Origin of the sequence: Streptomyces toxytricini, assembly GCF_014649915.1 — a bacterium.
In the GTDB taxonomy this organism is placed as follows: domain Bacteria; phylum Actinomycetota; class Actinomycetes; order Streptomycetales; family Streptomycetaceae; genus Streptomyces; species Streptomyces toxytricini.
Window position 1 is genome coordinate 198,420 of sequence record NZ_BMTY01000001.1, and the last position, 16,582, is coordinate 215,001.

13 protein-coding genes and 1 pseudogene are annotated in these 16,582 nt (G+C 75.9%); 8 read left to right on the top strand and 6 right to left on the bottom strand.

Annotated features, from left to right (window positions below):
• Nucleotides 1–27: 27 nt before the first annotated feature.
• Nucleotides 28–375, top strand: a pseudogene (locus IE170_RS33100) (DUF6434 domain-containing protein); the annotation flags it as partial.
• A gap of 228 nt (nucleotides 376–603) precedes the next feature.
• Nucleotides 604–1,665 carry an enoyl-CoA hydratase/isomerase family protein gene (locus IE170_RS00830; protein WP_229884556.1) on the top strand — a complete coding sequence of 354 codons (1,062 nt, stop codon included), beginning with the start codon at nucleotides 604–606 and terminating at the stop codon, nucleotides 1,663–1,665.
• Here the strand turns inward: IE170_RS00830 and IE170_RS00835 are convergent.
• From IE170_RS00835 to IE170_RS00855, 5 genes are all read right to left on the bottom strand, one after another.
• Complete coding sequence (locus tag IE170_RS00835) at nucleotides 1,656–2,579, bottom strand: SDR family oxidoreductase (protein WP_189807340.1); 924 nt, start codon at nucleotides 2,577–2,579, stop codon at nucleotides 1,656–1,658. The genes IE170_RS00830 and IE170_RS00835 overlap by 10 nt on opposite strands.
• A 9-nt stretch (nucleotides 2,580–2,588) precedes the next feature.
• Nucleotides 2,589–4,199: a molybdopterin-dependent oxidoreductase gene (locus IE170_RS00840; RefSeq protein ID WP_189807341.1), complete on the bottom strand. Its 1,611-nt coding sequence runs from the start codon at nucleotides 4,197–4,199 to the stop codon at nucleotides 2,589–2,591.
• 64 nt (nucleotides 4,200–4,263) lie between these two features.
• Complete coding sequence (locus IE170_RS00845; protein WP_189807342.1) at nucleotides 4,264–4,632, bottom strand: hypothetical protein; 369 nt, start codon at nucleotides 4,630–4,632, stop codon at nucleotides 4,264–4,266.
• A gap of 196 nt (nucleotides 4,633–4,828) precedes the next feature.
• Nucleotides 4,829–7,183: an alpha-N-acetylglucosaminidase gene (locus IE170_RS00850; protein WP_189807343.1), complete on the bottom strand. Its 2,355-nt coding sequence runs from the start codon at nucleotides 7,181–7,183 to the stop codon at nucleotides 4,829–4,831.
• Nucleotides 7,184–7,372: 189 nt separating this feature from the next.
• Nucleotides 7,373–9,055 (bottom strand): ricin-type beta-trefoil lectin domain protein, encoded by a 1,683-nt coding sequence (locus IE170_RS00855; protein WP_229884535.1) that lies wholly within the window; start codon nucleotides 9,053–9,055, stop codon nucleotides 7,373–7,375.
• A 170-nt stretch (nucleotides 9,056–9,225) separates the two neighbouring features.
• Between IE170_RS00855 and IE170_RS00860 the strand changes: the two genes are divergently transcribed.
• The 3 genes from IE170_RS00860 (at nucleotide 9,226) to IE170_RS00870 (ending at nucleotide 11,373) form a co-directional block, all read left to right on the top strand.
• Nucleotides 9,226–9,876, top strand: coding sequence for a TetR/AcrR family transcriptional regulator (locus IE170_RS00860; RefSeq protein WP_189807344.1), 651 nt, complete (start codon nucleotides 9,226–9,228; stop codon nucleotides 9,874–9,876).
• Nucleotides 9,877–9,918: 42 nt separating this feature from the next.
• Nucleotides 9,919–10,851 (top strand): serine/threonine dehydratase, encoded by a 933-nt coding sequence (locus IE170_RS00865; RefSeq protein WP_189807345.1) that lies wholly within the window; start codon nucleotides 9,919–9,921, stop codon nucleotides 10,849–10,851.
• Between the two features lie 159 nt (nucleotides 10,852–11,010).
• Nucleotides 11,011–11,373, top strand: a complete 363-nt coding sequence (locus tag IE170_RS00870; protein WP_189807346.1) for a hypothetical protein — start codon at nucleotides 11,011–11,013, stop codon at nucleotides 11,371–11,373.
• A gap of 52 nt (nucleotides 11,374–11,425) precedes the next feature.
• On the opposite strand, the gene IE170_RS00875 is transcribed toward IE170_RS00870, so the two are convergent.
• Nucleotides 11,426–13,009: an outer membrane protein assembly factor BamB family protein gene (locus tag IE170_RS00875; RefSeq protein ID WP_189807347.1), complete on the bottom strand. Its 1,584-nt coding sequence runs from the start codon at nucleotides 13,007–13,009 to the stop codon at nucleotides 11,426–11,428.
• A 388-nt stretch (nucleotides 13,010–13,397) separates the two neighbouring features.
• On the opposite strand from IE170_RS00875, the gene IE170_RS00880 reads away from it, so the two are divergent.
• From IE170_RS00880 to IE170_RS00890, 3 genes are read left to right on the top strand one after another with little or no spacing between them, the layout of a single operon-like run.
• Entirely contained in the window at nucleotides 13,398–14,762 is a 1,365-nt protein-coding gene (locus IE170_RS00880) for an ABC transporter substrate-binding protein (RefSeq protein ID WP_189807348.1), read from the top strand.
• Nucleotides 14,759–15,691, top strand: coding sequence for a carbohydrate ABC transporter permease (locus IE170_RS00885; protein ID WP_189807349.1), 933 nt, complete (start codon nucleotides 14,759–14,761; stop codon nucleotides 15,689–15,691). The genes IE170_RS00880 and IE170_RS00885 overlap by 4 nt, the downstream gene beginning before the upstream one ends.
• Nucleotides 15,688–16,539 carry a carbohydrate ABC transporter permease gene (locus IE170_RS00890; protein ID WP_229884536.1) on the top strand — a complete coding sequence of 284 codons (852 nt, stop codon included), beginning with the start codon at nucleotides 15,688–15,690 and terminating at the stop codon, nucleotides 16,537–16,539. Before IE170_RS00885 ends, IE170_RS00890 begins: the two co-directional genes overlap by 4 nt.
• The last annotated feature ends 43 nt before the right edge of the window (nucleotides 16,540–16,582 follow it).

The following is a 16,582-nucleotide window of genomic DNA, read 5'->3' on the forward strand; positions in this document are numbered from 1 at the left end:
GCGGCCCGGCGCCCTTAAGATACGAACATGCGTACGAATGACGGGGAGGTCCGTCCCTCCCTGACGGCGGAACTGACCGGGGCCGAGCTGCAGCGCTGGTACTGGACGCTCGCCGAACTCGCCGCGTTCGCCCGCACCCTGGGCGTCCCCGCCGGCGGGGGCAAGGACGCCCTGACCGCGCGGCTGGCCTCCGCGCTCGACGGCCGCCCGGCCGCCCGGCCGGCCCGGCCCGCCCCCCGGAAGGCGGGCCGGCAGCTCGCCGCGCCCGTCGACGGCCGTACGGTCATCCCGCCGGGCCAGCGGTGCAGCCAGGTCCTCAGGGAGTTCTTCACCCGTGAGATCGGGCCGGCCTTCCACTTCGACGCGGCCATGCGGGACTACGTCGCCCAAGGCGCCGGCCGCACCCTCGCCGAGGCCGTCGCCCATTGGCACGCCACCCGCGACGCCGCCGCGCAACCCCGGGAGATCGGCGAGCAGTTCGAGTTCAACCGCTTCCTGCGCGACTGGCACGCCCGCCACCCCGGCAGACCCCGCGCCGACGCCCTGGCCGCCTGGCGGGCCCACCGCTCCCGCCCCCGCAGCCGACCCTCCATACTGGCTGCCGTGAACAGCGAAGACGCCGCCGACCACGTCCTGACCCACCGGCAGGGGCGCACCGGGGTGATCACCCTCAACCGCCCCCGCGCCCTGAACGCCCTCACGCACCCCATGGTGCTGCGGATGGAGGAGGCCCTCCGCGCCTGGGCGGACGACCCGCTGGTGGAGCAGGTCCTCGTCCGCGGCGCCGGCGAGCGCGGCCTGTGCGCGGGCGGCGACATCCGGGCCATCCACGACGACGCCAAGGCCGGCACCTCCGCCTCGGCCGCCTTCTGGCGCGACGAGTACCGCCTCAACGCGCTCATCGCCCGCTACCCCAAGCCGTACGTCGCCCTCATGGACGGCATCACCATGGGCGGCGGCGTCGGCATCTCCGCCCACGGCAGCGTCCGCGTCGTCACCGAACGCTCCCGCGTCGCCATGCCGGAGACCGGCATCGGCTTCGTCCCCGACGTCGGCGGCACCTGGCTGCTCTCCCGCGCCCCCGGCCTGCTCGGCACCCACCTCGCGCTCACCGGCTCGGCCGTCGGCGCCGCCGACGCGCTGCTGTGCGGCCTCGCCGACCACCACGTGCCCGCGGAGCGCCTCCCCGACCTGGCCGCCGCCCTCGCCGAGGCCCCCGCCCGCGAGGCGGTCGCACGGTTCGCCACCGAACCCGCCCCGGGCGTCCTCGCCGGGCGGCGGCACTGGATCGACCGCTGCCACGCCGCCGACACCGTCGAGGAGACCGTCGACCGGCTCCTCGCCGAGGGCGACCCGGTCGCGAAGGAGGCCGCCGAGACGATCCTCGCCAAGTCCCCCACCGCGCTGAAGGCCACCCTCGCCGCGATGCGCCGCACCGCCGCCCTCTCCTCGCTGGAGGAGGCCCTCGCCCAGGAGTACCGGGTCTCCTGCAACGCCCTGCGCTCACCCGACCTCGTCGAGGGCATCCGCGCCCAGGTCGTCGACAAGGACCGCGCCCCGCGCTGGAACCCGGCCGCGCTCGCCGACGTGTCCGACGCCGACGTGGCCCGGTTCTTCGACCCGCCGGCCGGCGGGGCCGGGCTGTTCCCGGCCGATCAGCGGTAGCCGGCCGTGTCCGCCGGCAGGTCCGGGTCCTGGACCTCGACCAGGTACCGCCAGGCGTCCGGCCGGCTCCCGTCCACGTCCGTGAAGCCGTACACCCGGGCGAGCTGCCCGCTGGAGAGCGACTGCCCGTTCCAGCGGGCCACCTCGGGGTCGGCTGCGAGCGCGGCGACCGCCCGGCCCACGTACGCGGGGCTCTCCGAGATCGCGAAGTGCGGGACCCGCTCCAGGGCGTCCCGCCAGTTCGCCTCCGTCACGCCGAACCCGTCGAGCATCATCTCCGAGCGCAGCCAGCCCGGCGTCAGCGCGACCGCCGTCGCCCCGCGCGGGCCCAGCTCGTGCCCCAGCGCGAACGCCATCCGCAGCACCGCCGACTTCGCGACGTCGTAGAAGAACGACACCCTGTACCGGCCCGCGTTGTACTCGGCGGTGCCGTCCGTCATCTCCACCACCAGCCCGCCCGGCCGGCGCAGCAGCAGCGGCATCGCGAAGTGGCTGGTGATGGCGTGGGTGTCGACGGCGAGCCGCAGCAGCCGCAGCCCGTTGTCCAGGTCGTGGTCCCACACGGTGCCGTCCCACTCGAACAGCAGCTCGCCGCCCCAGATGTCGTTCACCAGCACGTCCAGACGCCCCTGTTCGGCGTCGATCCGCCCGACCAGGGCCTCCACCTGCTCGGGCACCAGGTGGTCCGCGACGACCGCGATCCCCTTCCCGCCCGCCGCCGTGACCAGCTCCGCGGTCTCCTCCACCGTCTCCGGCCGGTCGTACTCCGAGCGCCGGCCGCGCGTGCTGCGCCCCGTCACGTACACCGTCGCGCCCTGCGCGCCCAGTTCGACCGCGATGCCGCGGCCCGCGCCCCGCGTCGCCCCGGCTACCAGGGCGACCTTCCCGTCAAGGGTCTGCTCCGTCTGCGCCATGGCCCGACCCTACGCCGCGCCGCCCCACCCCGGTGGAACAACGTCGACGGTCACCGTGTGCAGGCCGGTCGCCCCGTCGGGGAGGACGGGGGCGCGGGCCTCCGTCTGCACGGCCCCGGTGCCGTCAACCGCCCGCACCCGGAGGGTGTGCCGGCCGGGGGAGGCCTCCCACGGCCACGACCACAGCCGCCAGGTGTCCACCCCGTCCGCGGCGGCGAGCCGGGCCTGCTGCCACGGCCCGCCGTCGACCCGCACCTCCACCCGCGAGATTCCGCGGTGCTGCGCCCACGCCACCCCGGCCACCGCGATCCGGCCCGCCGCCGGCCGCGCGGAGGGGCGCGGCGTGTCGATCCGGGACTGCGTCTTGACGGGCGCCCGCGCAGCCCAGGACCGGCGCACCCAGTACGCGTCGTACGCGGCGAAGGTCGTCAGCCGCAGCTCCCGCAGCCACTTGCAGGCCGACACGTACCCGTACAGCCCCGGCACGACCATCCGGACGGGGAAGCCGTGCGCGAAGGGCAGCGGCTCGCCGTTCATCCCGACGGCGAGGAGCGCCTCCCGGCCGTCCATGACGGTCTCTACCGGCGTGCCCAGCGTCATCCCGTCCACCGACCGCGCCACCAGCTGGTCGGCGGGGCCGCCCTCGGACGGCGGCCGCACGCCGGCCTCGCGCAGCAGGTCGGCCAGACGGACGCCGAGCCAGCGGGCGTTGCCCGCGTACGGGCCGCCGACCTCGTTCGACACGCAGGTCAGGGTGATGTCGTGCTCCACGAGCGGGCGTTGCAGCAGCTCGCGCAGGCCGAGCTCCAGCGGGCGGGTGACGCCCGCGCCGTGGATCCGCAGCCGCCATGCCTCGGCGTCCACCCGCGGCACCACCAGGGCGGTGTCCACCCGGTAGAACTCCCGGTTCGGGGTGAAGAACGGGGACGCCCCCAACACCCGCGGGTCGGTGCCGGGGGGCACCGGCGGCGCGGGCAGCGCGGGCGGCGGCAGGACCAGCGCGGCCCGCGAGGCCGTGGCCGCGGCGGAGCCGTGCGCGCCGAGCCGCCGGCCCGCGTACCCGGCGACCGCCGACGCGGCGAGGACGCCCGCCGCGAGCCGGCCGAAGCCCCGCCGGTCCATCGCCCACGCCCCGCCCCCGGGCGGGGCGCCCGCGGGCCCGGGCCGGCGCAGGGCGCGGGCGAGCCCGTAGAGCACCGCCGCGGCGGCGAGGCCGCCGGCCGTCGACGGCAGCGCGTCCCTCCAGGCCGCCCCCGGCCGGCCGAGGGCGGCCGCCGCGCCGAGGAGCCCGATGCCGGCGGCGACGGCCGCGCCGGCCCGGGGGCGGTGTGCGGCGAGCACGCCGGCCGCCGCGGCGACCGCGGCGAGGACGAGCAGGATCCCGGCGGCCAGCAGCGGCTTGTCGGCCGTCCCGAACGTGCGGACCGCCCACTCCTTCACGGCCGCCGGGGCGAGGTCGACGAGCGTGCCGCCCACCGCGGCGACCGGGGCCGCCTCGGGGCGGACCGCCGCCGCGCCCAGCTCCGCCGCGGCCAGGCCCGCGCACGCCGCGAGGAGTCCGCAGACGGCGCCGCCGAGGAGGAGGCGCCGCCGCCCGGATACCGTCTTCCCGCCCGTCATGTTCAGTCCGTCCGCCGACCGGTCGCCCGACGCCTCCAGTGTCCCGCCGCGGGCTCCCTCCGGCTCAGACGCGCGGGTGGCCCTCCGCCGCGACGCGCTCGGCCGCCTGCCGGGCCACCGTCTCCAGCCGGTCCTCCGCGTCCGGTCCGCGGTCCTCGGCCGCCGGGCCGGCCAGGCGCGCGGCGAGCCCGCCGCGCTTGCGGAGCTCCACCACCCCGTCCGTCGGCAGCTCGATCGGATCGCCGGGCTGGGGCACGGCCGGCATCCGGCCGGCGCCCTCCCCCAAGGGGTCCGGCACCCGCTCCCCGGCGGCGGGCGGAGCCGGCGCAGGCGGCGCGACGGCTGCCTCCCGGCCCTCCGCTGCGGCCGGTGCGCCCTGCGCGGGGCCCTCCTGCCCGGACCGGCCGGGCCGCTCGTGTCCGGTGTGGGACATGCTCGCTGCACTCCTGCTCGTGTCGTGCCGTCACGGCGTCGGAAGGGGCGGCCGCCGGATCTCCCGGCGGCCGCCCCTGTTCCCTTCCGGGACAGTGAAGCGAGTGCCCGCCCCGGGCGGTGGTCGGACGCCGGGTTCTCCCCTCCCGGAGGCGCCCAATTCCCCCGAACGGGTGAAGCCGGTGCGGGCGGTCCGGCTACCCGGCGTCCGCCAGCAGCCGGGCCACGCCGGAGGCGAGCGCGTACGGGTCCCCGGCGGGCCCCTGCGCCCCGGAGGAGTGCCGGGTCGTGCGCCGGGCCCACTCCTCCTCGAAGGCGTGCCAGTCGATCTCGCGCGGCGCGGTCCCGGCGACCAGCGCCTCCTCCAGCGAGGCGAAGTACGCCGCCCAGCGCGGTGCGTACAACTCCCGTACCAAGCCGCCCCATTCGCGGTTCGCGTAGTCGTGCAGGAACCCGCCCTCGCTGGTGCTGCGCCGGCCCCACACGCTCAGGATCGAACGGGCGTCGTACTCGTACCGGTCCTGCTCCGCCCGGTCCGCCCCCCAGGAGCGGGCGGCGGACAGCCAGGTGCCGAGCCGCAGGTTGGGGTCGGAGCCCGCCAGCGCGTCCAGCCGGCGCTCGGCGTCCTGCCAGGCGGCGGTCAGCTCGCGGAACGCGGCCAGGTCGCGGGCCGCGTACGCGGCGCGGATCCGCGGCAGCAGCACCCGCGAGTGGTTGGCGAGCGCCTGCCGGGCGGTGTCCACCAGGTCGAACCGGTAGGCGCTGGAGCCGCGCAGCCGCGGATCCACCTTCAGGAGGTGGTCCAGCGCCCGGCGCACCGAGTCGGCCGGATAGCGCATCGACCGGGGGCTCCAGTACGCGGCCGTGGCCGCGGTCAGGCTCGGCCGGGCCGTGAACAGGCTGTCCTGCGACTCCGACCACAGCCCGGACGAGGTGCTGTACGGCCCCTTGCGCAACTCCTCCCACGCCGCGGCCGCCTCCTTGTCGGGCCTGCCGTACCGCCGGGCGGCGAACGCCGCGAACCACGCCCGGTGGTCGATCGGGCCCGGTTCCCAGGCGAGGTCCGTGAACAGGTCGAACGCGGCCGGGTTCGTACCGGTGGCCTCGGGCAGGTAGGCCGTCCCGCGCAGCGCGCTGTCCTCCTTGGCCCGCCACGCGCCGAACCGGTCCAGCCACACGGAGGTGTTGGCGCCGACGGTGGTGTGCCCGCCGAAGTTGTAGATCGTGCCGAGCGCGTACGGGGCGCCGCCCCAGCGGGCCTCGCGGTCCAGGCGGTTGTACCGGTCGGACAGGCCGTCCAGGATGAGCAGCTTCGAGGTGTCCGTCCCCGCGAGCAGCTCCTGGCGGGGGCTGTCCTGCCAGCCCAGCACCGCCCACAGCGCCCCGGGGTGCGCGGCGTTCAGGGCCGCCTGGACGGCGCCGGAGGCCGCCCGTACGTCCACCGGGCCGGCCGTGCCGCCCTCGTGGAGCGGGCTCATCCGGTACATGGTGCTGTCGCCGAACACCGCGCGCTGCTCGGCGTAGTAGGCGGCGGCCACCTTGGCGAACACCGGGGAGGAGGGGTCCAGCCAGTCGGGCCGCTCGAAGCCCGCCCAGTCACCCTGCGGCACCGTGGCCGCGCCCGGGTTGCGGGCGGCGAAGCCGGGCGGGACGGTCCCGTAGTAGCCGGGCAGCACCGGGGTCATGCCGAGGCCGCGGAGCTGCCCGGCGATCTTGCGGCCGATGGCGGCGCGCTCGCGCATCACGCGCTCGGAGACGGGCCCGCCGAAGCCGCTGAGGTTCTGCAGCAGCCACCAGCTCTGGTGGGCGGGGCCGGGGATCCACGCGCGCAGCTCGGCGGCGGTGTAGCCGAAGCGCTGGAAGGTCCGGTAGTACGGGTACTCGGCGCCGACCTGCACGAACACCTCGTTGACGCCGTGCAGGGCGAGCAGGTCGATCTGCCGCTGGTGCTGCGCGAAGGTGCGGTACGGGCCCGAGTAGCCGTCGTCGGTGTCGTTGAGGGCGTACCGGTGGGGCACCCGGGCGCTGCGGGTGACGGGCGCGGGCACGGCGGGCAGGCGGGCGGGCAGCATGCCGGTGCTCTCGCCCGGCCAGCCGATGTCGACTCCGGCGACGTGCTGGAGGTACCAGCCGACTCCGGTCAGCAGCGTCGCGCCGGTCGAGCCGCGGACGGTGATCGCGCCGGTCCGCCCGGAGACGGTGAAGGTGTCCGGGCCGGCCGCCGGGTCGGGTACGAGGGTGAACTGGGCGGCGTGCCGCGGCAGCAGGCGCCGCAGGGCGGCCCGCGCGGGGCCGGCGTCGAAGGCGCGGGGCGCCTCGGCGCCCGTACCGTGCGGCGTCGGCGTCGGCGCGGGCGCGGGTTGAGGCGCGGCCGCGGCCCGGGCGGGGGCCGGGCCGGGGAGGGCTGCGGCCAGTGCGAGGGCGAGCAGCGCGGCGGGGACCGCGGCCAGGGTGCGGGGGCGGACGCGGGTGCTTGAGGCGGGGCGGGCGGCCCGCCGGCGCAGGCGCGGCCGAGCGCTGCCCGCCGCCGGGCGTTCGGGGTGGTTCGTCATGGCTCCGTCGCGTGCGGGAGGCGGGACAAGGGGGGGGATGGGGGCGGGCATGAGGACACGGGTGGGCTCGGGCGTCGGGGCACGGGTGGTCCGGGCCCGGAGCAGGGCAGGGGCGCCGGGCGGGTGCGGACGGACGCCGCCGGGCGGGCGCCCGGCGGCCGCGCCGCACGGCACCCGCCCGGCGTACCGTCAGACCGGCAGCGACCAGGCCTGGTCGACCCGGTGGTCGCCGCAGCCGGCGAGCCGCAGGCGCTCGGCCGGGGCGTCCGCCGTGGCCGGCGCGGCGGGCGCGGTCAGGCAGAGCCCGTACGCCGCCGAGACGAGCGCCCCGTCGCGGCGGTGCGTCCAGCGCTGCCCGGGCTGCCGGGTGGCGCAGCGCGCGAGTCCGACGACGCCGTCGGCGCCCGCGGTCAGGCACTGGCCGGCCAGCCGGAGCGTCGCGTCGGGGGCGACGACCCACCGCTGGTCGGCGGCTGCCGTGCACGCGGCGAGGACGACCGCGCCGACGCCCGTGGTGTTGGCGCCGTCCGCGCACTTCACGCCGTCACCGGTGATCTGGCCGGTCGGAACGGCGTCCCCGCAGCCCTCGTGCGGGGTGAGCCGCCAGACCGCCGTGTCGTGCCCGGCGAGCTTCCCCGCCAGGTTGCCTGAGACCTCCGTGCGGCCCCCGCTCCACAGGTCCTTCGCGGTCACCGTGCAGCCGTACAGCCCGATGTCGGCGAGCGGGACCGAGATGTCGCGGGTGGCGGCGGACCGGTTGAGGACGGCGACGGCCCGGTCCCCGTTCGCCAGCGGCCGGGCGAGCACCTCGAAGGTGGCGTTCGCCGAGACCACCGCGCCCTGGCGGCCCATCGGGTCCTGGTCCAGGGCGATCAGGTCGGTGTTGCCGAGCGCGGCGAGCCCGCCGGGGGTGAGCGCGGAGACGTCGGAGGACAGGATGAACGGCGCGGCCATCATCGCCCACAGCGCGACCTGGCTGCGGCTCTCGGCATCGGTCAGGCCGGGGGCGCCCGCGATGAGGAAGTCGGGGTCGTTCCAGTTGCCGGGGCCGGCGTACCGGCCGAGCCAGCGGTTGTACCCGTAGTTGCCGAGGACGGAGCTCCAGCGCGAGGTGGCCGGCGCGGCCGGGCTGAAGACCTTGATGTCCTTGCCCTCGCGCCACAGCTGCCCGGTCTCGCCGACCCAGTCGATGACCTTGTGCCAGTCGGCCGAGCCCCATTCGCCCTGCTGGAAGTAGGCCGGTGCGGATGCGGACAGCACCATGGGCCGGCCGGTGTCGCGCAGTGCGCGGGCCACCGCGTTGTAGGCGTCGCGGTAGGCCTGCTCCTTCGTCTTGCCGGGCGGCACCCACAGGTTGCAGCCGTCCATCTTGACGTAGTCGACCTCCCAGGACGCGAACAGCCGGGCGTCCCGCGCGTAGTGGTCGGGGCCGCCGCCCTCGGGGGAGCCGCTGCCGGGGTACTTCTCGCAGGTGAGCGAGCCGGCGTCCTGGTAGATGCCGAACTTCAGCCCCTTCGCGTGCAGGTACTCGCCCAGCCAGGCCATGCCGTGCGGGAACTTCTCCGTGTCGACGACGAGGTCGCCGTCCGCGTCCCGGCTCTTCGTCATCCAGCAGTCGTCGACGGTGACCGTGTCGTAGCCCTTGGCGGCCAGGCCGCTCGCGACGAGCGCGTCGGCGTTGGCGACGACCTTCGCCTCGTCGATGTCGCACATGTAGTGCGCCCAGTTGTTCCAGCCCATCGGCGGGGTCAGGGCGAGCGGCGTGTCCGAGGTCGCGGTGGGCTCGGCGGCCGCGGGGGCGGGGGACAGGCCGAGGGCGAGCAGGGCGGCCGCGGTGAGGCAGGGGAGCGACGCACGCAGGCGAGGCGGCACGGAGACTCCTTGCGAGGGGGCGGTGGTGCGCCCAGTGCAGCGGTGCGACTACCCGCTGTCAACACAAGCCGATGGTTTGTGCCGTGATGACCAGCAATATGGGTGTAGGGGCCGTCACGCGAACCGGCGACGCGCGAGGGTGTGTGACAGTGGCTGATACGCTGTATCACATGCCGCGCAGATCACCCGCCCTGGACCGTGCGACCCCGTCCGCGATCGCCGAGGCCGCCCTGCGGATCATCGACGAGGACGGCCCCGGCGCCCTCAGCTTCCGCGCCCTCGCCGACCGGCTCGGCGTCTCCCACGCCACCGTCCAGCGCCGCTGCACCGACCTCGCGGGCCTGCTCGACCTGTGCACCGACCACCTCGCGCGCCGCCTGCCCGACGTACCCCCCGGAACCGGCTGGGCCGAGGCCGCGGAGATCCGTTTCACCGCCCTGTACCGGCTGCTGGTCGCCCACCCCGGGCTCCTGGTGCTCCGCGGGAGCCGCCCGTGGACCGGCCGCGAGCTGCTGGCCCGGCTCGTCGAACCCTCCCTCGCGGACAGCACGGCCGCCGGGATGGCGCCCGCCGAGGCGATGGCCGTCTACCGGGGCATGTACCTGCTCACCCTCGGCTGCGCCGCCTTCGTCGACCACCGCGACCCGGCCGCGGCCACGGCCGCCTCGCGGACCGCGATCGCCGCCCTCGACCCGGAGGAGTTCCCCGTCCTGACGGCCGCCCTGCCCGAGATCCTGCCCGTCCTCACCGACCACGCCGTCTACGCCGCCGCCCTGCGCCGGCTGATCGACGCCGCCCGGCCCGACACCGGGCGGCAGTAGGCCGGCACAGCCCCCGCCCCCACCCGAAAGGGGTCCGTTTCCGTGGAGAAGCAGCTCGACCCGGCGGCCGTCCGCGCCGCCGCAGCCCGGATCGCCGGGGCCGTCCGGCCCGCCGCCGTCGTGTCCGCCGGCCGAGGCGTCTGGTACGCCCTGGAGTACCTCCAGCACACCGGCTCCTTCAAGGCGCGCGGCGCCCACAACTTCCTGGCCGCGCACCGCGCCGCCGGGACGCTCCCCGATGCCGGCGTCGCCATCGCCTCGGGCGGCAACGCCGGCCTCGCCTGCGCCTGGGCGGCCCGCGCCCAGTCCGTCCCCGCCACCGTCTTCCTCCCTGCCACCGCGCCCCGGATCAAGGTGGACCGGCTGCGCGGCTACGGCGCGGACGTCCGGCTCGTCGGCGAGCGGTACGCCGAAGCGCAGGCCGCCTGCGCGGAGTTCGCCGCACGCAGCGGCGCCCTCGCCTCCCACGCCTACGACCACCCCCTCATCGCGGCCGGTGCCGGAACCCTGCTGGAGGAGGTACGGGCCGCCCTGCCCGGCCTGGACGCGGTCGTCGTCGCCGTCGGCGGCGGCGGACTGCTCGCCGGGGTCGCCACCGCCGCCCGGGAGCACGGCGTACGCGTCACCGCGGCCGAACCGGAGGGCTGCCGGGCCCTGGCCGCGGCGCTGGAGGCGGGCCGGCCCGTCGACGTCCCGGTGGACTCGGTGGCCGCCGACTCGCTGGGGGCCACCCGCGTCTCGGCGGACGCCCTGGCCGCCGCCCGCGCCGGGGGCGTCCGATCGGTCCTCGTGCCCGACTCCGCGATCACCGCGGCCCGGCGGAGGCTGTGGGAGGAGCACCGGATCGTCGTCGAGCCGGGCGCCGCGACGGCCCTGGCCGCCGTACGGGCCTCCCCCGAACCGCTCGGCGAGCGCGTCGCCGTGGTGCTGTGCGGGGCGAACACCGACCCGTCGGACCTGGCGGCCGGGAGCTGAACGCGCCCGGCCCGTACGGCAGTCGGCGCCCATCGGCGCGACGATCGTTGCGCCGACCTGCGACTTTCGGGGACAGCGTGGCCGCCTCCCGCCCTGCGAAAGTCTGCGTGTCAGAAGGAAAAACCCCACGGCACGCGGAAGACGCACGGAGGAACGGGCATGGCACGGCGCAAGGGATGTCTCATCGGCTGCGGAGTGGCGCTGGTCATCGGCATCGCCGGCGCGGTCGCGCTGGCGTTCGGCCTCACCAAGGTGGTCGACGCCGCGAACAAGACCATGATCGACCCCGCGGCGTACGCCGCCCTGCAGGTCGGCGACGCGGAGGACACCGTCCGCGCCAAGCTGCCGTCGGGCGACTCCTTCATGAAGGAAGCCCTCAAGGCCGGCGGCCCGGCCGAGCCCGCGGGCAGCACCTGCTCCTGGTTCGTCAACGGTGAGGGCGAGTCGGCCGGCGAGACCGTCTACCGCCTCTGCTTCAAGGACGGCAAGCTCGCCGAGAAGGTGCAGTACCCGCTCAAGTGACGGCCGCAGCCGGTCCGGCCCGCGCCCCGTCGGGGTTGCAGGCCGGACCCGCCTACTTCCCGAACGACAGCAGTGCGTGGTGGACGAGGCCGGGCTCCGGGCTCTTCACCCGGCCGTTCAGCAGGAACAGCCGCCCCCCGGCCCACGCCGTGTGCGCGCCGTGCGGGAAGAAGACCCCCTGCGCGCCCGCGGCGCCGGCCGGGCTCTGCAGGAACACCTCCAGCGCGCCGTCCGCCGGCTTCAGCGCGGCCATCGCCCCCGCCGCCTTGCCTTCGGGCCACACGTAGGCGACGACCCTGCCGTCCTGCATGGCCAAGGGCCAGATCCGGCGGCCGTCGGGGGCCTTCGCCCGCCACTTCTCCTTGCCGCTGGCGAGGTCCACGGCGATGACGTGGTCGGTGAGGTCGATGCCCAGTTCGCGGCCCGGGGTGCCCCCGGCGAGGTACAGGGTGCCGGCGTCGGCCACCGCCGCGGGGCAGTCGCCCAGTTCGCCGCTGCCGTCGCCCCAGCCGTTGCACCGCTTGTCGGTTCCGAACGGCACCTCCCCGTGCGAGCGGACCTTGCCGTCCGCGGTGAACGCGGTGAGGCTCCACACCTTCCGGCCGCTGTGGTAGGCAGCCGCGACCAGCGGGTCGGCGGACAGGACCCGGCCGACGGTCCAGCCGCTCTCGAAGGTGTGGCCCCACTTCGCCGCACCCGTGGCCGGGTCGACCTCCTCCAGCAGGGGCCGCCCTGCTCCCGGCGCTCCGCCCGCGTCGGGGCACTGGCGGACGAGGACCAGCCGGGCACCGCCGCCGAAGGCCACCGGGTAGCAGCCGCCCGTCTTGGAGGTCCCGAAGAGCTTCCTGCCGTCCGTGGCCGAAAACCCGCTCATGACGGCCGACCGGGCGACGGCCACGGTGTCACCCGAGACCGCCATCTGCAGCTCCAGCGCCGTGTCGTAGTCGTTCTCCTTCGGCACGGGGACCTTCCAGCCCGCCTTGCCCGCCGCGAGGTCGATCTGCTGGAGCGCATTGCAGTGGGTCGTGGGCCCCTGCCCCTCACGCACCGCGACGACGAGCTTCCCGCCGGCGGCGGGTTCCTTCGGCACCCCGCACACCGGGGTCTCCAGCTGCACCTTCCACTTCTCCCGGCCGTCGGCCGCCCCGTACCCGGCGACCTCCTTGTCCAGGGCCCTGACCACCACCTCGCCCACGCGCCACGGGCCGTACTGCCGGGCGCCCGCCCCGGCGACCTCCACGCGGTTCTCGACCAGCCAGATCGGGGCCTCGCCGGGCTTGATCCCGGCGTTGGGGTCGACGGTGTCGGGGCCGGTGCCGGTCCCCTTGCCGTCGCCCTTGTCCACGGGGGCCGAGGGGGAGGCGGGCGGTGACGCGGACGCCGCGCCGCCCGCGGACGGCTCCGGATCGCCGCCCGTGCCGCCGAGGGCCGCCCAGCCGAACCCGGCGAGGGCGAGCGCCGCCGCGGCCAGGGCCGCGACCACCGCGGCCCGCTCGCCCCGCAGCCCGCGCCGGGGTGCCCGTACGGGCGCCGCGGGGGCGTACGGATGCGGCGCCGGGCCGAACCCGGCGGGTGTCGGCGGCTGCTGCGGAGGGACGTCGGGCCGGGGCGGCTCACCGTGATCTTGACCGGTCATGGGAAGAGTGTGGCCGGTGGGGCGCCCGCAGGGGACGGCATTTCCGGACTTCCGCCCGGCCCGCGGCGGTCCCGCGCCGCCTTCCCCGCCCCGGGGCGAACCGCATCGGCGGCCGCCCCGACCGTACCGCCCATATGAAGTCAACATGCGGCGCCGGACCGCCTCCCGCACCGCACGGCGGCAGTCCGTCCGGACCACGCGCCTCATCCGCATCAGCCCAGGCCGCCGCCCCCTTGACCCGGCCGCCCCGCGGGGTCCCGGGCCGCAGTATGGGGCAGGGCTCCCCGGCCACCCCGCGCGGGGCCGCATTGACGCGGTCCCCCGCCTGGCCCAGCGTGGGCCCCGCGCTCCGGCAGCGAGGCCGGAACTCCCCCTAAGGCGGCCGACGATGACCCGTTCGCACCTGCCCGCACGCCCGCCCCGCACCGCCCGCCCCCGCCGCACCGCCGTCCGCTCCGCGCTCCTGGCCGGCGTCCTCCTCGCCGCCACCGCGTGCGGGCTCGACGGCGCACCCGACGGAGGGGAGACCCGCCGCACCGGGAAGGCGTCCGGGGAGATCACCTTCCGCACGCTCCAGCTCAAACCCAAGTACACGGCGTACGTACAGGGCCTCGTCGACGCCTTCGAGGCCGAGCACCCCGGCGTCCGCGTCCGCTGGGAGGACGTCCCCGGAGACGGCTACAACGAGAAGCTCGTCGCCGACGCCCAGGCGGGCGCCCTCCCCGACGTCGTCAACCTCAACACCGACTCCTTCCAACTCCTCGCCGACCGCGGCCTGCTCGCCGACGTCGCCGCCCTCGACCCCGGCGCCGCGAAGGAGTACGTCCCCGGCGCCTGGGAGCAGTTCAAGCTTCCCGGCCGCGGCGACAGCGTCTTCGCCTACCCCTGGTACGTCACCCCGGAGATCCTCACCTACAACCGCGAGCTCTTCCGCGCCTCCGGCCTCAACCCGGACCGGCCGCCGACCACCGTCGAGCAGTTCTTCGACCACGCCGACCGGATAGCGGAGCGCTCCGGTGGCCGGTACGCGGCCTTCATGGCAGACCCCAAGGGCAGACTCCCCGGTGACTGGCAGAAGATGGGCGTGCCCATCCTCAACCCCGCCCGGAACCGGTTCGCGTTCGACACCCCCGGGGCCGTCGCCTGGGTGGAGCGCATGAAGTCCCTGTACGCCAAGGGGGCCATGCCGAAGGAATCCCTCCTCAAGTCCGACGACGTCAACCAGCTGTACGGCAGCGGAAAGCTCGTCTTCGGCCCCGGATCCCCCGGCTTCGTCCGCGACATCAAGCAGAACGCCCCGCAGGTCTACGCCGACACCCAGGTCGCCGGCGCCGTCACCGGCAGGCTCGGCCACATCGGCATCTACGCCCAGTCCCTCGGGATCCGCAAGAGCACCCGCCACCCGGACGCCGCGATCGCGTTCGCCCGGTGGGTGACCAACGGGCCCAACCAGGTCGAGTTCTCCCGGAACGCGACCGTCTACCCCTCCAGCGCGCAGGGCCTCGCCGACCCCCGCTTCGCCGACCGCGGGGACGGCCGCGACGCCGACACGGTCGCCCGGGCGGTCGGCGCCGAGCAGCTGAAGACCGCCGCCCTCGACGCCAACACCCCGGTCGAATGGACGAACCAGGTCGGCGACGCCGTGGTCCGCGAGGTGCAGAAGGCGATCAAGGGCGAGCAGGACGCCGCGACCGCCGTGCGCCGGGCCCGGGAGGAGGCCGACAAGCTGCTCGCCGACGCGGCCCGCAGGTGACCGGGGACGACCGCCGGCCCGCCGCGGCGCGCGCGGCGGGGGCGGCGCGCCGACCCCTCCACCGCCGGTGGTGGAGCCCGTACCTGTTCCTCGCGCCCGGCCTGGCGTCGGTGGTGCTGTTCGGCCTGTGGCCGTTCGCCAACACCGTGGTCCTGTCGTTCACCGACGCCCGCATCCTCACCGGCGGCGGCTTCGTCGGCCTCGACAACTACCGCCGTGCGCTGGGCGACCCGGACTTCTGGACCGCCGCCGGCAACAGCGTCCTGTACCTGCTCGTCGTCGTGCCGTGCCTGGTGCTGCTGCCGCTCGCCCTGGCCGTGCTGGTGCAGGCGAGGGTGCCGGGGATCGGGTTCTTCCGCTCGGCGTACTACACGCCGGTGATCGCCTCGGCCGTCGTCGTCGGCCTCGTCTGGCAGTGGGTGCTGCGCAGCGACGGCCTCGTCAACACGGTGTTCCTCAGGCTCCGGATCGTCTCGGAGCCGGTGCCGTTCCTGACCGACAGCACCCTGCTGCTCGTCTCCGCGATGCTCGTCACCGTGTGGAAGGGGCTCGGCTACTACATGGTCTTCTACCTGGCGGCCCTCGGGAACGTCCCCGCCTCCCTCCACGAGGCGGCCGCCCTCGACGGCGCCGGCCCCGTCCGCCGCTTCGTCCACGTCACCGTCCCGCAGGTGAAGCCGATGATGCTGCTGGTCGGCACTCTCTCCGCGGTGTCCGCGCTGCGCGTCTTCACCGAGGTCTACATCCTCGGCGGGGAGAGCGGCGGCCCCGGCGGCGGCGCCCGCACCCTGCCCTTCCTCATCCGCCAGGTCGGGCTCGGCTTCGCCGGCGAGACCGGTTACGCCTCGGCGATCTCCCTGCTGCTGTTCCTGCTCACCCTGGCGTTCAGCCTGCTCGGCCGCCGCCTGGCGAGGGGGGACGAGGCGTGACCCGTCCCCGGCCCCGCCCCCGGCCCGCGGCCCGCCGCGCGGCGGCGCTCGCCGCCCGGTACGCGCTCCTCCTGGCCGTCCTCGTCCTGATGACCGGGCCGCTGGCCTGGCAGTTCCTGACCTCGCTGCGCGGCCGCACCGAGAACGTCTACGCCGGCGTCCTGCCCTCGCAGCCGACCCTCGACAACTACGTCCGCGTCGCCGAGTCGTTCCCGCTGCTCCAGTACACCGCCAACACGCTGGCCGTGGCGGCCCTCGCCGTCACCTCGAACGCGGTGTTCGCCGCGATGGGCGGCTACGCGCTCTCCCGCGCCGGGTGGCCGGGCCGCCGCACGGTGTTCACCGTGCTCGTGGCGACGCTGATGTTCCCCTTCGAGTCCGTCATGGTCTCGATGTTCCTCACCATCCGCGGCATGGGGCTCGTCGACAGCCTCGTCGGGGTCTGGCTCCCCGGGGCCGTGTCCGTCCTCAACATACTGATCATGCGGTCGGCGTTCCTGGCCGTGCCACAGGAGATCGAGGAGGCCGCCGTCCTCGACGGGGCCGGCGAGTGGACCCGCTTCACCCGCGTCTTCCTCCCCGCCGCGAAGGGCTCGCTGGCCGTCGTGTGCCTGACCAGCTTCATGGGCGCCTGGGACGACTTCCTGTGGCCGCTGCTCGTCCTCACCGACAGCGAGCACTACACCCTCCAGCTGGGCCTGAAGACCCTCGCCGGCGCCACCACCACCAACGACCAGCGGATCATCGCCGCCGGTGCGATGGCCGCCCTGCTGCCGATGGTGCTGCTCTTCTTCGCCCTCCAGCGTTTCTTCTTCAAGGGCGTGGGCGAGGGAGCGGTCAAACTCTGACCGCGGCCCCGCCCGCGGCCCCGCCGCCCCGCACCCCGTCCCG

Excerpts from the sequence above, each read along its gene's own strand:
- IE170_RS00835 (WP_189807340.1), bottom strand. The coding sequence starts at position 2,579 with ATGGCGCAGACGGAGCAGACCCTTGACGGGAAGGTCGCCCTGGTAGCC.
- IE170_RS00840 (WP_189807341.1), bottom strand. The coding sequence starts at position 4,199 with ATGACGGGCGGGAAGACGGTATCCGGGCGGCGGCGCCTCCTCCTCGGC.
- IE170_RS00845 (WP_189807342.1), bottom strand. The coding sequence starts at position 4,632 with ATGTCCCACACCGGACACGAGCGGCCCGGCCGGTCCGGGCAGGAGGGC.
- IE170_RS00850 (WP_189807343.1), bottom strand. The coding sequence starts at position 7,183 with ATGACGAACCACCCCGAACGCCCGGCGGCGGGCAGCGCTCGGCCGCGC.
- IE170_RS00860 (WP_189807344.1), top strand. The coding sequence starts at position 9,226 with ATGCCGCGCAGATCACCCGCCCTGGACCGTGCGACCCCGTCCGCGATC.
- IE170_RS00870 (WP_189807346.1), top strand. The coding sequence starts at position 11,011 with ATGGCACGGCGCAAGGGATGTCTCATCGGCTGCGGAGTGGCGCTGGTC.
- IE170_RS00875 (WP_189807347.1), bottom strand. The coding sequence starts at position 13,009 with ATGACCGGTCAAGATCACGGTGAGCCGCCCCGGCCCGACGTCCCTCCG.
- IE170_RS00880 (WP_189807348.1), top strand. The coding sequence starts at position 13,398 with ATGACCCGTTCGCACCTGCCCGCACGCCCGCCCCGCACCGCCCGCCCC.